The sequence below is a fragment of the Ensifer sp. ENS09 genome, assembly GCF_014852425.1.
GTDB lineage: Bacteria > Pseudomonadota > Alphaproteobacteria > Rhizobiales > Rhizobiaceae > Ensifer.
In genome coordinates this window covers 1,351,829-1,367,424 of the sequence record NZ_JACVBP010000001.1, presented here as the reverse complement: position 1 = coordinate 1,367,424, position 15,596 = coordinate 1,351,829, and the positions used below count along the sequence as shown (strand labels likewise).

The 15,596-nt window shown below is 63.4% G+C and carries 16 protein-coding genes; 7 read left to right on the top strand and 9 right to left on the bottom strand.

Annotated features, from left to right (window positions below; all coding sequences use genetic code 11):
- Nucleotides 1-100 precede the first annotated feature (100 nt).
- The gene (locus IB267_RS06845; RefSeq protein WP_043621059.1) at nt 101-1,027 is read left to right on the top strand and encodes a cation diffusion facilitator family transporter; all 927 of its coding nucleotides are present in this window, start codon (nt 101-103) and stop codon (nt 1,025-1,027) included.
- Nucleotides 1,028-1,173: 146 nt separating this feature from the next.
- Nucleotides 1,174-1,638, top strand: a complete 465-nt coding sequence (queF, locus tag IB267_RS06840; protein ID WP_192446927.1) for a preQ(1) synthase — start codon at nt 1,174-1,176, stop codon at nt 1,636-1,638.
- 604 nt (nt 1,639-2,242) lie between these two features.
- On the opposite strand, the gene IB267_RS06835 is transcribed toward queF, so the two are convergent.
- Nucleotides 2,243-2,821: a HupE/UreJ family protein gene (locus tag IB267_RS06835; protein ID WP_192446926.1), complete on the bottom strand. Its 579-nt coding sequence runs from the start codon at nt 2,819-2,821 to the stop codon at nt 2,243-2,245.
- A 239-nt stretch (nt 2,822-3,060) separates the two neighbouring features.
- Between IB267_RS06835 and IB267_RS06830 the strand changes: the two genes are divergently transcribed.
- Entirely contained in the window at nt 3,061-3,645 is a 585-nt protein-coding gene (locus IB267_RS06830) for an ATP-dependent Clp protease proteolytic subunit (protein ID WP_034788862.1), read from the top strand.
- Nucleotides 3,646-4,054: 409 nt separating this feature from the next.
- On the top strand, nt 4,055-5,764 hold the full coding sequence (leuA, locus tag IB267_RS06825; RefSeq protein ID WP_043621053.1) for a 2-isopropylmalate synthase: 1,710 nt from the start codon (nt 4,055-4,057) through the stop codon (nt 5,762-5,764).
- Between the two features lie 102 nt (nt 5,765-5,866).
- Here the strand turns inward: leuA and IB267_RS06820 are convergent, their stop codons facing one another.
- Together IB267_RS06820 and IB267_RS06815 are read right to left on the bottom strand one after the other, a co-directional pair.
- Nucleotides 5,867-6,694: an anti-sigma factor gene (locus IB267_RS06820; protein WP_192446925.1), complete on the bottom strand. Its 828-nt coding sequence runs from the start codon at nt 6,692-6,694 to the stop codon at nt 5,867-5,869.
- Between the two features lie 3 nt (nt 6,695-6,697).
- Nucleotides 6,698-7,216 carry an RNA polymerase sigma factor gene (locus IB267_RS06815; protein WP_192446924.1) on the bottom strand — a complete coding sequence of 173 codons (519 nt, stop codon included), beginning with the start codon at nt 7,214-7,216 and terminating at the stop codon, nt 6,698-6,700.
- Nucleotides 7,217-7,588: 372 nt separating this feature from the next.
- Between IB267_RS06815 and IB267_RS06810 the strand changes: the two genes are divergently transcribed.
- Nucleotides 7,589-8,515 carry a DUF3313 domain-containing protein gene (locus tag IB267_RS06810; protein ID WP_192446923.1) on the top strand — a complete coding sequence of 309 codons (927 nt, stop codon included), beginning with the start codon at nt 7,589-7,591 and terminating at the stop codon, nt 8,513-8,515.
- Between the two features lie 72 nt (nt 8,516-8,587).
- On the opposite strand, the gene IB267_RS06805 is transcribed toward IB267_RS06810, so the two are convergent.
- Entirely contained in the window at nt 8,588-9,136 is a 549-nt protein-coding gene (locus IB267_RS06805) for a tetratricopeptide repeat protein (protein ID WP_192447208.1), read from the bottom strand.
- Between the two features lie 183 nt (nt 9,137-9,319).
- On the bottom strand, nt 9,320-10,222 hold the full coding sequence (locus IB267_RS06800; RefSeq protein WP_034788848.1) for a metallophosphoesterase: 903 nt from the start codon (nt 10,220-10,222) through the stop codon (nt 9,320-9,322).
- Nucleotides 10,223-10,332: 110 nt separating this feature from the next.
- Between IB267_RS06800 and IB267_RS06795 the strand changes: the two genes are divergently transcribed.
- On the top strand, nt 10,333-10,800 hold the full coding sequence (locus tag IB267_RS06795) for an NUDIX domain-containing protein (protein ID WP_371742503.1): 468 nt from the start codon (nt 10,333-10,335) through the stop codon (nt 10,798-10,800).
- Between the two features lie 26 nt (nt 10,801-10,826).
- Here the strand turns inward: IB267_RS06795 and IB267_RS06790 are convergent, their stop codons facing one another.
- A complete protein-coding gene (locus IB267_RS06790; protein WP_192446921.1) occupies nt 10,827-11,804 on the bottom strand; it encodes a glutathione S-transferase family protein in 978 nt (325 codons plus the stop codon).
- 260 nt (nt 11,805-12,064) lie between these two features.
- Here IB267_RS06790 and IB267_RS06785 point away from each other — a divergent pair, with 260 nt between their 5' ends.
- A complete protein-coding gene (locus IB267_RS06785; protein ID WP_192446920.1) occupies nt 12,065-12,610 on the top strand; it encodes a GNAT family N-acetyltransferase in 546 nt (181 codons plus the stop codon).
- 8 nt (nt 12,611-12,618) lie between these two features.
- Here the strand turns inward: IB267_RS06785 and IB267_RS06780 are convergent, their stop codons facing one another.
- From IB267_RS06780 to IB267_RS06770, 3 genes are all read right to left on the bottom strand, one after another.
- Entirely contained in the window at nt 12,619-13,041 is a 423-nt protein-coding gene (locus IB267_RS06780; protein WP_192446919.1) for an N-acetyltransferase, read from the bottom strand.
- A 6-nt stretch (nt 13,042-13,047) separates the two neighbouring features.
- Complete coding sequence (locus IB267_RS33255) at nt 13,048-13,215, bottom strand: hypothetical protein (protein WP_371742502.1); 168 nt, start codon at nt 13,213-13,215, stop codon at nt 13,048-13,050.
- Nucleotides 13,216-13,522: 307 nt separating this feature from the next.
- Nucleotides 13,523-15,592 (bottom strand): hypothetical protein, encoded by a 2,070-nt coding sequence (locus tag IB267_RS06770; protein WP_192446918.1) that lies wholly within the window; start codon nt 15,590-15,592, stop codon nt 13,523-13,525.
- Between the last annotated feature and the right edge of the window lie 4 nt (nt 15,593-15,596).

The following is a 15,596-nucleotide window of genomic DNA, read 5'->3' as shown; positions in this document are numbered from 1 at the left end:
AGCATATGCTTGTCCATCGACCGCCTGCGCGAAAATTCGCGCGGGCGGTTTTGCGTTTGAATGGGCTTGCGTTTGCAACTCGTTTGCATCTGCACGAGGAATGACAATGACATCTGGAACCGAAAACCGCACCGTGCTCCGCCTTGCTTTCTGGGGCATACCGCTCTCGCTCGCTGTGCTCGGCCTGAAGCTGCTTGCCTGGTGGCTGACAGGCTCGATCGCGCTTCTCTCCGACGGGCTGGAATCGACCGTCAACGTGATCGCGGCGGTCATCGCCTATCTGATGATCGGCTATGCCTCCAAGCCGGCCGACGCCGGCCATCCCTTCGGTCACCACAAGGCGGAGTATTTCTCGGCCGTCATCGAAGGCGTGCTGATCGTCGTTGCGGCATTGCTCATTGTCTGGGAGGCGGTACCGGCAATGATGGCGCCGGTGTTGATGGAGGCCCCGGCACTTGGACTTGCGATCAACTTCGTGGCCGGCGTCATCAACGCCATCTGGGCCTATGTGCTGATCACCGCCGGTCGCAAGCACCGCTCGCCAGCGCTGAGCGCCGACGGCCATCATATCCTGTCGGACGTCGTCACCTCGATCGGCGTTCTCATCGGTCTCGTTCTCGCGATTGCCACCGGCTATGCGATCCTCGATCCCTTGCTTGCCGTCATCGTCGCCTGCAACATTCTCTATCAGGGCTGGATGGTGATCTCGCGTTCGATCGACGGTCTGATGGACCGGGCTGTGCCGGCCGAGGAGGAAGAGGCGATCAAGCAGGCGATCGCCGCCAATGCCGCCGGCTCGCTGGGCGTGCATGATCTCAAGACCCGCCAGGCCGGGCCGGCTATCTTCGTGGACTTTCACATGGTCGTGCCGGAGCTGATGCCGGTCGGCGAGGCGCATGATATCTGCGACCGCATCGAAGACGCGATCCGTGCCGTGCATCCCGGCGCCAAGATCGCGATCCATGTGGAGCCCGAAGGCGAGAAGGCGCATGGTGTGCGGGTGAAGACGACAGTCGGGCGCCACTGATTCACGGTCGACGGCGCTTCAACCGTGACGAGGTTTCCTTCTTGAGGCAGTTCTGATTTAACGGCCGCAAACGGAGCGGGCCGGCGAGGGCTGAGGCCAGCGTCGACCGCATCCGCGCGCGGATGTTCTCATGGAGCAACAGGCAAATGAGCAAGACTGACGTATCCGGCCTTTCGCAACTGGGCGCAAAGGTCGACCTGCCGCAGAGCCCGGAAGACGCTGTTCTGGAGCGTGTGCCGAGCGGCAACAAGGGCAAGGATTATCTGGTGCGTTTCACCGCGCCGGAATTCACCTCGCTCTGCCCGATGACCGGCCAGCCGGATTTCGCGCATATCGTCATCGACTATGTGCCGGACGAGTGGCTGGTGGAATCGAAGTCGCTGAAGCTGTTCCTGCATTCCTTCCGCAATCACGGCGCTTTTCACGAGGACTGCACCATCGAGATCGCCAGCCGACTGGCCTCGCTGCTTTCCCCGCGCTGGCTGCGGATCGGCGCCTATTGGTATCCCCGCGGCGGCATCCCGATCGACGTCTTCTGGCAGACCGGCAAGCCGCCGGAGGGCCTGTGGCTGCCCGACCAGGGCGTGCCGACCTATCGCGGTCGCGGTTGATATGCTGAGATAGCGCCAACCTGGGACTCGGCCACGCGCGTCTGTCGCACGCTTTTGCCGCTGAGCAGGAGAGCGAGGGCTGCGCGTGGGTAGTACTTGTCTAAGCTGTGAACTGGTTTCAGGGCGCAGACCAATTCTCGGTGGCGCCATCTTCGAGACAGAGTATTTTCACGCCCACCAAGACGTCGCTTACCCCGTTCCCGGTCTAGTTATTGTCGCTGCGAAGCGGCATTTCAGGCTTCTGACAGATATGGTGCCGGGCGAAACCGCTGAGTTCGTGCCCCTCGTCCAGAAGCTGAGGGCACAGCAGAAAAAGCAACTCGGCATCGAGCACGTCTACTATTTCTATAACGAAGATACGTCGCACCATTTTCATCTCTGGATGGTGCCAAGATATGAGTGGATGGCGCAGTTCGGAGCCCCGCCTTGTTGCACGCGCGAAGCCATATGAGTTCAGAGGCAGAACTCGGGCGAGTTACAGAAGCCGCTCGCAAGCTTCGACAGGGAATGCAGGGCCAATAGCGGCGCATCTGAACGGGCGATCGCTCACAACGTCCAGGTTGCGAGCGATAGTATTTTGAAGCGAGAAAACTATTGGTCTTGATCAGCTGAAGATCAAGGCAGCGCCGGCCAGTGCCGTGAGACCACCGAAGACGCGGGCAAGCAGGCCGCTGCCGGAGAGGCGCTGAAGGGCGATGCCGAGGCCGATGCCGGCCACGTGAAGTGCTGCGGTGGCAAGGATGAAGCCGACCGAGAAGGCAAGTGCACCGGCGCTGCCGAGTTCGCCGCCATGGGCATGGCCGTGGAAGAGGGCGAAGACGCCGACGATCGCTGCCGATGCAGCGATATCCAGGCGTACAGCCATGGCGACGAGGAGGCCGAGTGCGACGACGGAGGCGAGGATCGCCGGCTCGACGAAGGGGAGGCCGACACCGGCAACCGCCAGCGCGAAGCCGACCGCCATCATCGAGACAAAGGCCGTCGGGACGACCCACAGCGCCCGCCCACCGATCTGGGCGGCCCAGAGGCCGACGGCGATCATGACCAGGATATGGTCAAGTCCGAACAGCGGATGCGAGAACCCGGCGGCAAACGAGCCGTGCTCTGCCGGATTGAGATGGGCGAAAGCGGGTGCGGCGGAGGCGATCAGCGCCGCAGCGGCGATCAGGATGCGTCTGTTCATGCGTGTCCCCATGGATCGGCGGGACCTGGGAGGTCGGCCCCACTCTCGAGTGTTTGACGCTGACGATCTTATTGGGCGCTGCGGGCCTGTCTATACGGCATTTGGCGGTAGGTGCTTTTACCATAAGCGTAGTCGACCTTGCCGCTTTGTCGCCGCTTCGGTTTGTTGCATTGTCTTCGGGGTCGAGTCGCATTATCTGACTTTGACTGAAGACTTCATGAGACGCCGGAGAAAAACGGATGATGAACGACGACGAGGACGACAAGAAGACCGAATTGCCGCTCGGCAAGGAAACGGAGGCGAACCTTTTCAAGTCGCGTTCGATTTTCATCTACGGCTCTATCAATCAGGAACTGGCGCAGAAGGTCTGCTCGCAGCTCGTGGCGCTTGCCGCCGCCAGCGACGAAGACATCCGCATCTTCGTCAATTCGCCGGGCGGCCATGTCGAGTCGGGTGACAGCATCCACGACATGATCAAGTTCGTGAAGCCGAAGGTCTGGACCATCGGTACCGGCTGGGTCGCTTCCGCCGGCGCGCTGATCTTTGTCGGCGCCCCGAAGGAGCGCCGCATTTGCCTGCCGAACACCCGCTTCCTGCTTCACCAACCGTCGGGCGGCACCCGCGGCATGGCTTCGGACATCGAGATCCAGGCACGCGAAATCATCAAGATGAACGACCGCCTGAACAAGATCTTCGCTGACGCGACCGGCCAGCCGGTGGAGAAGATCGCCAAGGACACGGACCGCGACTACTGGCTTTCTGCCGAGGAAGCGAAGTCCTACGGTCTCGTTTCGCGGATCATCTCGTCTGCTGCGGACATCTGAGTTCGCACGCAAGCCAAGGTTTTGGAGGGCATCGGCAGTTCGCCGGTGCCCTTTTCTTTTGCGGTGATCCTCGTCATCGCGCGGCTTGCTCCGCTCCGGCAAGCCGTGTATAGGCTTTGATCATGACCAAGGCTGACGCATATCGGATCGCCTCGATCCCCGCCGGACACGATACCAATCGTGCGCCGTCGCGCGCCTTCGCCTCGCTTCTTCTTCTCGGCCTTACTCGCGGTTGCCGGGTTCGCTGAGGAGCGCCCGGCGGCCGAAAAGCCACGCCGGCGGATGCTCCTCGACCCCATCAAGTGTTTTAGAATAAAGGCGCGTTCGGCGCGGCATTAGCCATCGCAATCCGATCCCCGATCGGCTATGGCAAGGCGGCCAGGACGTCCAGTGATGAAGAGAAGCTGCAATGATCCAGAAATCCCATCCCGTTAAGATTGGCATGCCGGAAGCGGCGGTGAAGTACCAGGCCTATCCGCAGATTGCGCTCACCGACCGCACCTGGCCGTCGAAGACGATCACCAAGGCGCCGATCTGGTGCTCGGTCGACCTGCGCGACGGCAACCAGTCGCTGGTCGACCCGATGGGCCACGACCGCAAGGCCCGCATGTTCCAGCTGCTGCTCGACATGGGCTTCAAGGAAATCGAGATCGGCTTCCCCTCGGCTTCGCAGACCGACTTCGATTTTGCCCGCTGGTGCATCGAGGAAGGCAATGTCGCCAAGGATGTGTCGCTGCAGGTGCTGGTTCAGTGCCGGCCCGAGCTGATCACCCGCACCTTCGAGGCCTTGGAAGGCGCGCACCAGCCGATCGTGCATTTCTACAACTCCACCAGTGAGTTGCAGCGCCGCGTGGTGTTTGCCAAGGATGTGCGCGGCATCAAGCAGATCGCGACCGATGCCGCCAAGATGATCACCGACATGGCGGCCAAGGCCGGCGGCGGCTACCGCTTCGAATATTCGCCGGAAAGCTTTACCGGTACCGAGCTCGAAGTCGCGCTGGAGATCTGCAACGCGGTCACCGAGATCGTCAAGCCGACGCCGGACAACAAGCTGATCCTGAACCTGCCCTCGACCGTCGAGATGGCGACGCCGAACATCTATGCCGACCAGATCGAATGGATGTGCCGCAACCTCGACAACCGCGAGAGCCTGATCATCTCGCTGCACCCGCACAACGACCGCGGCACCGGCATTGCCGCCACCGAATTGGGCCTGATGGCAGGTGCGGACCGTGTCGAAGGCACGCTGTTCGGCAATGGCGAGCGCACCGGCAACGTCGACGTCGTGACGCTGGCGCTGAACATGTTCACGCAGGGCGTCGATCCGCAACTCGACTGCTCCGACATCGAGCGGATCAAGGAAGTCTACGAATACTCCAACCAGATGGTCATTCCCGAGCGTCATCCTTACGTCGGCGAACTGGTCTACACGGCCTTTTCCGGCTCGCATCAGGACGCGATCAACAAGGGCATGAAGGCGATCAAGACCGCCAACAAGCCGCTCTGGGAAGTGCCGTATCTGCCGATCGACCCGCGTGACGTCGGCCGCTCCTACGAGGCGATCATCCGCATCAACTCGCAGTCGGGCAAGGGCGGCATCGCCTATATCCTGCAGGAAGACTACGGCATCAACCTGCCGCGCAACCTGCAGGTCGAGTTCCGCGAGGACATCCAGCGCATCACCGACGAAGAGGGCAAGGAGCTTCCGTCGAAGAAGATCTACGAGCGCTTCATCGAGCGCTATGTCGAGCAGCCGGGCGCGCGCATCAAGTTCGTCGATCACCACACCTATCCGGTGGGCGAGCACAAGGGCGTGCGCGTGGTGGCCGCCGAGATCACGGACAATGGCGAGGTCAAGCGCATCGAAGGCAAGGGCACCGGCCCGATCGACGGCTTCATCAACGCGCTGTCGATTTATCTCGGCATCGACCTCTCGGTCGCGGACTATTCCGAGCACTCGCTGCAGCACGGCTCGAACGCGGCCGCGATCGCCTATGTCGAGATGGAGCATCCCGGCGGCAAGCTGTTCGGCGCCGGTATCAACACCAACATCGTTGCCGCTTCCCTTGAAGCCATTGTTTCGGCGGCCAACCGTGTGCTCGAGATGCAGCGCGGCTGATACGCTTCACCGTGACGAAATGCGGCCGCGTCGGGGAAACCCGGCGCGGCCTTTTCGTTTCAGGGGTGGGGTCGTTTTAGGGGTAGGGGACTGCCGCTGATGTCAGATCGTCGCGGCGGCGGCTTCGGCGATGTCCTGCATGCCGACATGGGAAGAGGGGCCGACGAGCACGAACGAGGCGCCGCCTCGCTGCCAGGAGACCATGCCGAGATCGTCGCGGATGCTTTCGTCGAACTGGTCCGCCTGCGGGCCGGTGGTGCTCTTGAGGAAACAGATCGCGAAGATCTCGCCTTCGACGCTGCGGTAGACGAGCTGTGCCACGGGCTTGCCGTTGGCGACGAGCAGCCGGGCACCCTCGAAGGTCAGGCCCTTGCCGGAAAGCTGCGGGATCTTGAAGGGAACGCCGACGCTAGAGGCAAGCCAGGTCTCGATCTTCGGCGCTTCCGTCGCTGGGACCTCGACCAGATGCTCCTTCTGCCGCGAATAGATGCGGTGATAGTCGGCGATGTCGTCGAGCCAGCCACGGGCGGCGGCGAGCTTGGCCGGCTCGCTGCCGGTGTTCGCCGTCCCGACGATGAAGCCGGCGCCGCCGCCGAGCAGCAACAGGGCCGCGGATGCCGCAAGCATGCGTGGCCAGACCCGTGCGTGCCGGACAGTGGTCGTGGTTGCGGCAATCCGCTCGGTCTTCGGGTTGCTCCCGGGACCCTGCTTGATTTGCCGGACGAGAGCGAGCGGCACGGGATCGTGCAGGAAATCCTCGAAGGCGGTATCGCCAAAGCTGCTGCCGGCCTTCAGCCTCTCGAACAATGCCTTGGCGTCCTCGTCGCGGGCAAGAATCGCGTCGAGTTCGGTTCGTTCAGCTTCGCCGATCTCGCCGTCGATATAGGCGGAAAGGCGCACTTCGAGCGCTTGACCCCTTGTCTGTTGCAACGGTCAGGCCCTCCTTTCGGTATTCTCTGAGATCATCGCCGCGAGCCTGAGGCGCGCGGTCGACAGTCTGCTCATGACGGTGCCGATCGGAATGCCCAGGATATCGGCGGTCTCGCGATAGCTGTGGCCTTCGACATTGACCAGCAGGAACACGCTCGCCAGCCCCTCGGGCATCGACAGGATCATCTTCTGCAACTGATTGGCGTAGACGGCTTTTTCGGCCGCGGGCTCGATGCTGAGCTCGTCATGTCCGAGTGCGTCGACCGTGCCGCTGCCGGTGCGGACCTTGCGCTTGCGGATTTCGTCGACCCAGAGATTGCGCGTCATCGCGTAGACCCAGCTTTCCAGCCGGCCCTCTCCGTTCCAGAGGTGGCTGCGGGTGATCGCGCGCTCGCAGGCTTCCTGGACGAGGTCGTCGGCGTCATTGGCATTGCGCGTCAGCGTCATCGCGAAACGGCGCAATTTGGGCAGCAGGCTGACCAAGTCGCGTCTGAAGTCCTTCGTTTCTGCCGCTGGACGCATTTCTCTTCCAATGAAACGTGCCGGATCATGCATTTATTCGCCGTGCTGGGCACGAGCGGATGATATGAAACATTTGCTCCTTAGTCTGCAAGGGAAGTCCCGGAACGGAAAGCAAATTCTGCTGCTTCATCGCTCCTTTTCCCAAAAAGCTTTCGCTTGCCCGCGCCCGTTAATCACGCGCTTCGTTACCGTTAACTGCAACGGTGGGCGGAGATCGCGTCAAAGTTCGGCCCGAATCTGACTGGACGTCATGCACAACTGCAGGTCGATGTCGGGGACACGCCAATGAACGCACAGCATCGCAATGGCATGAGTATTGTCAGGTTTGTCGGGAGACATTGTGGCGGACGCCGCATTCGGCGAGGTACGGCCGTGATACGCACGGCTGCGCTGGTGCCGCTGTTTGTGGGGCTTGCCGCCTGCCAGAGCGCCCAGGTCTTGGAAACGGGGTCGCTTTCCTCCTACAAGGATTTCGTCGCCAGCGACGGGATGGTGACCAAGACGAAGTACCGGGTGGATGCCGCCGCCACCAAGAACGTCAAGACCGTGCATGTAATCCCGACGACCTTTGCCGCCACTGCGGATCTCGACAAGCTCGGGGATCCGCAGAAGAAGCTGGTGGCAACCGCAATCGACCGGTCGCTTTGCGAAGCTTTGAGCGCACAGTTCGACGTCGTGCCGATCTCCAAGCCCGCCGACATGGCGGTACGCTCCGTGATCAGCAAGGTCAAATCGACAAATGCCGTCGTCGCCGGCGTGTCGACCGTCACCTCGGCCGTTTCTCCGATCCCGGTTCCGCGCATTCCCATTGGTCTTGGAAGCCTCGCGGTCGAGGCGGAGGCCTTCGACCCGCAGGGCAAGCAGATCGCGGGCCTTGCCTGGGCGCGTGGCGCCAACATCCTCACCAACGGCTCCCGCGCCTCGACGGCCGCAGACGCCTTCGAGCTTGCAGGCGATTTCTCGGGCGACTTCAGCGCGCTGCTCGAAAAATCGGGCGACCCGATGAAGTCCGATTTCGAGCTGCCGTCGATGAAGAACGTCAAGAACAGCGTCGCCTATGCGGTCACCGGCAAACCCACCGATCCGGATTGCGCCGTGTTCGGCAAGGGATCCGGTCTTGGCGGCATCGCCGGCGGCGCGCTCGGCCTGCCGCCGGAATGGTCGGAAAAGAAGAACGAGGCAAAGTCGATTGCCGATGGCACGACGGGAAGCGATGCTCCGGCAGACGCGGCGAAGGGAAATGCGGCCAAGGGAACCGAGCCCAAGAAGACGACGGCAAGCGGGTCGAAGAAAACCTGACGTCCCGGTGCGTCTCCGCGGCACGTCGGATCGAGGCGGCGCCTGGCGCCGCCCGTCCATTTTATCGCCCGGTCAGTACTGACGGACGCCACCCAGCGACTGAAGCAGGGCGCGGTAGGCCCAGGTGTTTTCGCCGCCGCGGTCGCGGATCTCGACCAGTTGCACCCGCGCTTCCTCGACACGGCCCTGTTCGATGAGCGCCTGGCCCATGTAGGAGCGGGCGAGGATGTAGTTCTCGTCGGCCTGGAGCGCGCGCTTGTAGTACTGCATGCCGAGTTCCATGCGCCCGGCCTTGCGGTTGGCATAGCCGAGATAGTTGAGCACCCGGGCGCTCTGCTGGTCCTTGACGGCGCCGAGCACCTTGATCGAATTCTCATACTGGCCGGCATAGGCGAGTTCACGGGCCGCCTGGAACAGGATGTCGTCGCCAAGGTCGCTCTTCTTGGCGTCAACGCAGGCCTTTTTCTTGGCGTCCCACACCTTGCCGTCGGTGCATTCGCTGGTGGTCTTGGTTTTCTTCGGCGGTTCGCTCGTATCCTCGCCGGCGGCCATCACCGCATGCGCCATGAAGCTGGTTGCCCCGGCGGCAAACAGGGCGAAAACGAGGTTCTTGTGGTTCATCATGCCATCTCCCATTGCTGGCGCATGACCGCGAAAGCCTCGCGCTGGTTCAAACGACTGCGTGTCCTGCATTCGCGCAGAGGCGGGCGCGCTGCCATGCGGCGGCGGACCGGAGTATGACGCAGCAGGGCCGGGGTTTATTCGCCGGGCGATGAATTTTCTGCGGAGGGAGGCTGCGTTCGGCTAGAAGCGTGTGGTTTCGGCGAGCGACACCGTGGTGGCATCGTCGTTCAGGGCGTAGCGCTCGCGCGTCAGGTGCCAGTTTCCGGCTTCACCGGCGACGGTGAACAGGTTGTAGGCTGCCGGCGGCTTGTGGCCGCCAGGGCCTTGCGAGGCCGAGGCGATGCCGACAACCGGGACAGGGGCATGCTGGCCCTTCAGCCAATAGACAGTGTTGAGGTGCGTGTGGCCGTGGATCACGAGTTCCGCGCCGCCGGACGAGATCGTCGCAGCAAAGCGGCGAATGCCGATCATGCGCTTGTGCATCGAGGTTGCGCCGCGGATCGGCGGATGGTGGATCATGACGATGCGGAAGAGCCCGGCTTCGCCGGCTTGTCTGAGCAGGTTGACGGTGGCGCGGGCCTGGCGCTGGCCGAAATAGCCGCTGGCGGCAAAGGGCGGGGTCGCAACGGCGGTCGAGCAGCCGATCAGCGCCACCGGGCCGCGCACGCGCATATAGGGAAAGCAGCGGTGCCGGTCATGCCAATGCGCTGGCGCATCGTCGCCGCGCATATAGGGATACCAGGCACGGGTGGTCTTCTCGTAGGCGCCCGGAACATAGGCGTCGTGGTTGCCCGGAACGACGGAGATGTTCTCCGGCTTGCCCGCATCCTCCAGCCATTCGGTGACCGCCTTGATCTCGAGCGAGGAGGCGAGATTGACGAGATCGCCCGTCATCGCCAGATGGTCCGGATCCTTCTTCTCGATGTCGGCCAGCAGGGTGTCGAGCGTACCGGTAAAGAGATGGCGGCTGCGGTTGCGGTGCCAGTTGACGAAACCGGTGATGCGTTTGGAGGCGAGTTCCCTGAGGGATAGCTCGGGCAGCGGCCCGAGATGAACATCGGAGATATGGGCAAGTTTGAACATCGCCCCCGTCTAGCGCATATTCCGGCCGAGGGGAATCAGGTCGCCCGATGAATCGCGCGTGGCCGGGACGAGGAAGGAAAAAACGCCTGGAAGAGAATCGTCCACCGGAGATGCGGCGCTGGTATCTCCGGCTCCTGATGTGGCTTGCGCATGGCTATTACGCTGTGGCGCGCGGCATGACGATGGGTGTGCGGGCGGCCTGTTTCGATGGCGAGGGTTGCGTTTTCCTCGTCCGCCACTCCTACCTGCCGGGCTGGCACCTGCCGGGCGGGGGGCTCGACCGCGACGAGGCCTCGATCGACGGCTTGCTGCGGGAGTTGCGCGAGGAGGGGAACCTCGAAGTTTCGGCGCCGCCGGTGCTCGTCCAGGTCTACTACAACAGGCGCACGAGCCGCCGCGACCACGTCGTCTTCTACCGCTGTGACGGTGTCAGCCAGAGCGCGCCGAAAACGCCCGATCTCGAGATTTCCGAAAGTGGCTTCTTCGCACTGGACGCGCTGCCTGACGACACCACGCCGGCGACACGCCGCCGGCTTGCGGAACTTGCCGGCGACGTCGCAATCGATCGCTACTGGTAGCGATCGATTGCCCTTTCAGTGCAGTGTTACAGCGCTTCACGGCCGTGCGGGGCGGTGAGGTCGAGTACTGGACCCACCGGCACGACGCCCGTCGGGGTGATGGTCGTGTGGCTGCGGTAGTAGTGCTCCTTGATGTGGCGCATGTCGACGGTCTCGGCCACGCCCGGCACCTGATAGAGTTCCCGCAGATACCCTTGCAGGTTCGGATAGTCGGCGATGCGGCGGACGTTGCACTTGAAGTGGCCGACATAGACGGGGTCGAAGCGCACCAGCGTCGTGAACAGCCGCCAGTCAGCCTCGGTGAGACGGCTGCCGGTGAGGTAACGGTGCGAGCCGAGGCGCTCTTCGAGCTTGTCCAGGCGGGCAAAGAGTGCGCTCACACTTTCCTCGTAGGCGGATTGTGTGGTGGCAAAGCCGGCCTTGTAGACGCCGTTGTTGACGTCGTTGTAGACGTCGGTGTTCATTGCATCGATCTCGCCGCGCAATTCTTCCGGGTAGAAATCGAGCGTCGAGCCGGTCAGACCATCGAAGGCGGAATTGAACATCCGGATGATCTCGGAGGATTCATTCGAGACGATCGTGTTCTGCTTCTTGTCCCAGAGGATGGGAACGGTCACGCGGCCGGAATAGTTGGTGTCGGCGCGGGTATAGACCTGCCACAGCGCCTTCGAACCGAAGAGATGGTCGCCGGTGCCGATGCCGCCGTCCTTGAACTCCCAGCCCTGGGCGAGCATCAGCGGATCGACCACCGAAACCGAGATCAGGTCCTCGAGCTTCTTCAGCTTGCGGAAGATCAGCGTGCGGTGGGCCCAGGGACAGGCGAGCGAAACATAGAGATGGTAGCGACCGGCCTCGGCCTTGAAGCCGGCGTCGCCGCTCGGGCCGGCCGATCCGTCCGCCGTCACCCAGTTGCGGAACTGCGAAGCGCTGCGCTTGAAGTGACCGTTCGTTGCCACCGTGTCGTACCAGACGTCCTGCCAGACGCCATCCACCAACCTGCCCATCGGACAAACTCCTTCGTGATCGTTGCCTCAATAGATAACGCTTCCAGCGCCATTCGATAGGTAGCGAAATCGGAACAGTGCGTTTTAGGCTTTGACAGAGGGCAAATTTCTGCTATCGGCGATTTCACAACTTTTTTCGTGTCTGGAAGAATCCACACAGATGACGTTCTCGGGAAACCTGCGACGACGCTGATGCTGCCAACGCCCTCATCGGGCGAAGCCATCCCTATGTCTGTTCGCATGCCTGGTTTCTCGATCTCATGAAAAAGCACGATCTCGTCTATCTGACCGAAGACGCGTCCCACGACGCAGCCATCGAAATCATCAACGAAGAAGCTTTCGGCCCCGGCCGGTTCGCACGCGCTGCTGCGCGCATCCGCGAGCAGGGGCCGCATGACCGGTCGCTGTCGTTCATCTGCGCCGACAACGGCGAGACGATCGCATCGGTCCGGATGACGCCTGTCATGGCGGGCTCGATCAAGGGCCATCTGCTCGGGCCGCTCGCCGTCCGGCCGTCGCACAAGAACCAGGGTATCGGGCGGGAACTGGTGCGCATCGCGGTCGAGGCGGCACGGCGGAAGGGCTCGCATGCGGTGATCCTCGTCGGCGACCCGCCTTATTATCAGCCGCTCGGTTTCGAGAAGGTGCGCTACGCGGCACTCGAGTTTCCGGGGCCGGTCGATCCGGCGCGGGTGCTTGTCGTGCCGATGGCCGAGGGCGTGCACGCCGGACTTTCCGGCGTTATTGCCTGGCGGGATGACAAGCTGGCGCAGGCGCAGCCGATCGCGTTGCCGCTGGCCGGCTGACGCGGATCTTATCGCGCCACGAGCGACTTCTTCAGAAACACCCGGGTTCGGCCAACCGGGAAATCCGGCAGTTCACCGAAGGCCGCATAGCCCTGGCGTTCGTAGGCGCGCAGGGCCAGCGGGTTGAAGGTGTCGATCCAGGCGCTGTGGCAGCCGCGCTTGCGCGCTTCGTCCTCGGCAGCCTGCAGCAACTTGCCGGCAAGCCCCTTGCCTCGAAGATCTTCCGGCAGCCACAGCCACTGCACGAACAGCCAGCCCCAGCCGGTGTAACCGTTCAAGCCGCCGCGCGCTCCCTTGGCCTCCAGGCCACCGACCAGGACGGCGAGGGGGCGGCGCTCCGACGGGCCGATATCGGCGGCGTTGAAGGCGGTCAGGCCGTTGCCGATGGCTTCGATCGCCTCGGGCGGTGCGGCGTCGGTGACGACGAACATCGGTCCTTACCTCTCGACACGGCGCATGCTGAAGACATCCAGGCGGTCCTCGCCGACATCCGTCTCGTCGAGTTGCCAGCCGAGGCGCTCGTAGAAGGCGCGCTTGCCCGAGAGGGCGCAGAGATGCACGGCTTCGGCGCCCGTATCGAGCGCCGCTTGCGCTGCCTGCAGCACGATGTCGCCGCCGACGCCTGCGCCGCGGAACGGCGGATCGACCCAGACGGCAGCGACCCAGGGGGTGAGATCCGCCGCTCCTCAAGATCGGAGGCGATGACCGAGGCGGTGCCGACGAAATCGTCGCCGGCATGCGCCACCAGACACAGCTGCTCGGTATCGGCGGCAAGGCTCTCCTGAAGCAGGCCGGTAATGTGTTCGAGCGGAAAGCCATGCGGCTCCCACCAGGCGCGCCAGATGCGGTCTGCCGCGGCATCGAAGAAATGCGGCGCTTCGCGAAGGTCGCTGATGATCATGGTGCGCTCGCTCATCGTCCCTCGCGATACCAGGTGGCGGAAATCAGCAGCAGCAGTGCCGCGAGACCAAGGAAGCCGGTAAACAGCGGCACGGAATTGACGCCCTTCAACACGGTCTCGTCGGTCATGCGGATCGAGAGCCGTTGGTCGTCTGCTGCACGCACCGAGCCCCTGACCGGCAGAACCGTGGGCAGGTCGAGTGCTCCATCTGCACTGGCAAGGCGCCGCACGAGGCCCTTGGTCTTGTCCGCCCAGGGACGCAGCTTGTCCTCGGTCGAGATCGCCGCCTTGAATTCCGGGGCGTTGGGGTCGCCGACATGGACAAGAGCCGTGAGCTCGCCGTTCGACATCTCGAACAGCCCGGTTTCGGTGGTGGCGACTTCGGCCGAGTAGAGGCCCGGCTGACGTTCGGTCAGCTTGACGTCCTGCTTCTCGCCGGAAGGCGAGGTCAGCGTCACCGGACCCGGATCGCCATCGATCGTCTGGCGGGTGATTTCCAGCGTGCGGCCGCGGGCGCGTGCCGTCAGCGCCTCTTCTTCGAGCGAGGGCTCCTGCATCAGCCAATGGGCGGTGCGGCGATAGAGCGACACGTGCGGGCCGCCGCCTTCGAAGCCGCGCGCCCAGAGCCAGCCCTGGTCGGAGAGCAGCATCGCGACGCGGCCCTTGCCGACGCGGTTAAGCACCAGCAGCGGTTTGCCGTCGGCCGCTTCCATGACCGTATGGCCCTGCGGCCGGTTGACGTCGACCGTGCGGAACCAGCGGCCCCAGTGCGGCGGCTCGCTGTCGGAGCCTTCGAGACCGCGGGTCACCGGATGCTTCTTTCCTTCCTCCGACAGGCGGGGGAAAAAGGCCTTTTCGTTCATCACGCCCGTGGGTGCTGCCGGCAGCACGGCCTCAAGCGGTGTCGCTGCAATCGAATCGTCGCCGGCATGTTCGGGGCCGGCCGCGATCAACAGCGCGCCGCCGTTCTCCACATATTGCGCGATGTTGTCGTAATAGAGGATCGGTAGCAGGCCGCGGTGCTGGTAGCGGTCGAGAATGATCAGGTCGAACTCGTTGATCTTGTCGACGAAGAGTTCGCGCGTCGGGAAGGCGATCAGCGACAACTCGTTGATCGGCGTGCCGTCCTGCTTTTCCTGCGGGCGCAGAATGGTGAAATGCACGAGATCGACGGCTGCGTCGGACTTTAGAAGGTTGCGCCAGGCGCGCTCGCCGGCATGCGGCTCGCCGGAGACCAAGAGCACGCGCAGGTTCTCGCGGATGCCGTCGAGCACGTGGACCGCGCGGTTGTTGGCCGTCGTCACTTCGCCCGGAACGGCATCGACGGCAAATTCGAGCACGTTGTTGCCGCCGCGCGGAACGTTGAAGGCGAAGGGAACGTCGGTGCCGGGTTCGGCTCGCTCGCGGGCGATCTCGTTGCCGTTGAGGCGGATCGTGACTTCGGCGCTGCCGCCGGGGGCAGCGCCATCGTCGACCACCCGGAACGAGAGCTTCTGCTCCTCGCCCACGATGCCGAAGCGCGGCGGGTTGATCAGTTCCACACGCCGGTCGAATTCATCGGGCTTGCCGGTGATCAGCCCGTGCACGGGCGCGTCGAAGCCGAGCGTGCGACCGACATCGGGGACGTCATGGATCTGGCCGTCGGTGACGAAAATCGCGCCGCCGATGCGCGCCGGCGGAACGTCAGACAGCGAGGAGGCGAGCGCGGAGAAGAGATTGGTCGATGGCGACACATCTGCCGGATCGGTGTTTGCCTCGATGATGCGAGGTTCGATCAGCGGTATGGCCGACAGCCGCTCCTTCAGGCCCTCGACGGCGCGATCGGTCTGCGCGGTGCGATCGCCGTTCTGCTGGCTCTGGCTGCGGTCGACGACGACGGCGACGATGGTCGAGAGCGGATCGCGCAGCTCCACGAAAATGGAGGGATTGGCGATCGCCAGCCCCAGCGCCGCGAGTGCCGCCAGGCGCAGCCAGGCGCCGCGCACCTTCTGCCAGAGGCCATAGGCGATGAACAGCGCCGCGACTGCAAGCAGCGGGACGAAGTAGATCCACGGGATCAGCGGGGCAAAGCCATAGGTCATCGAT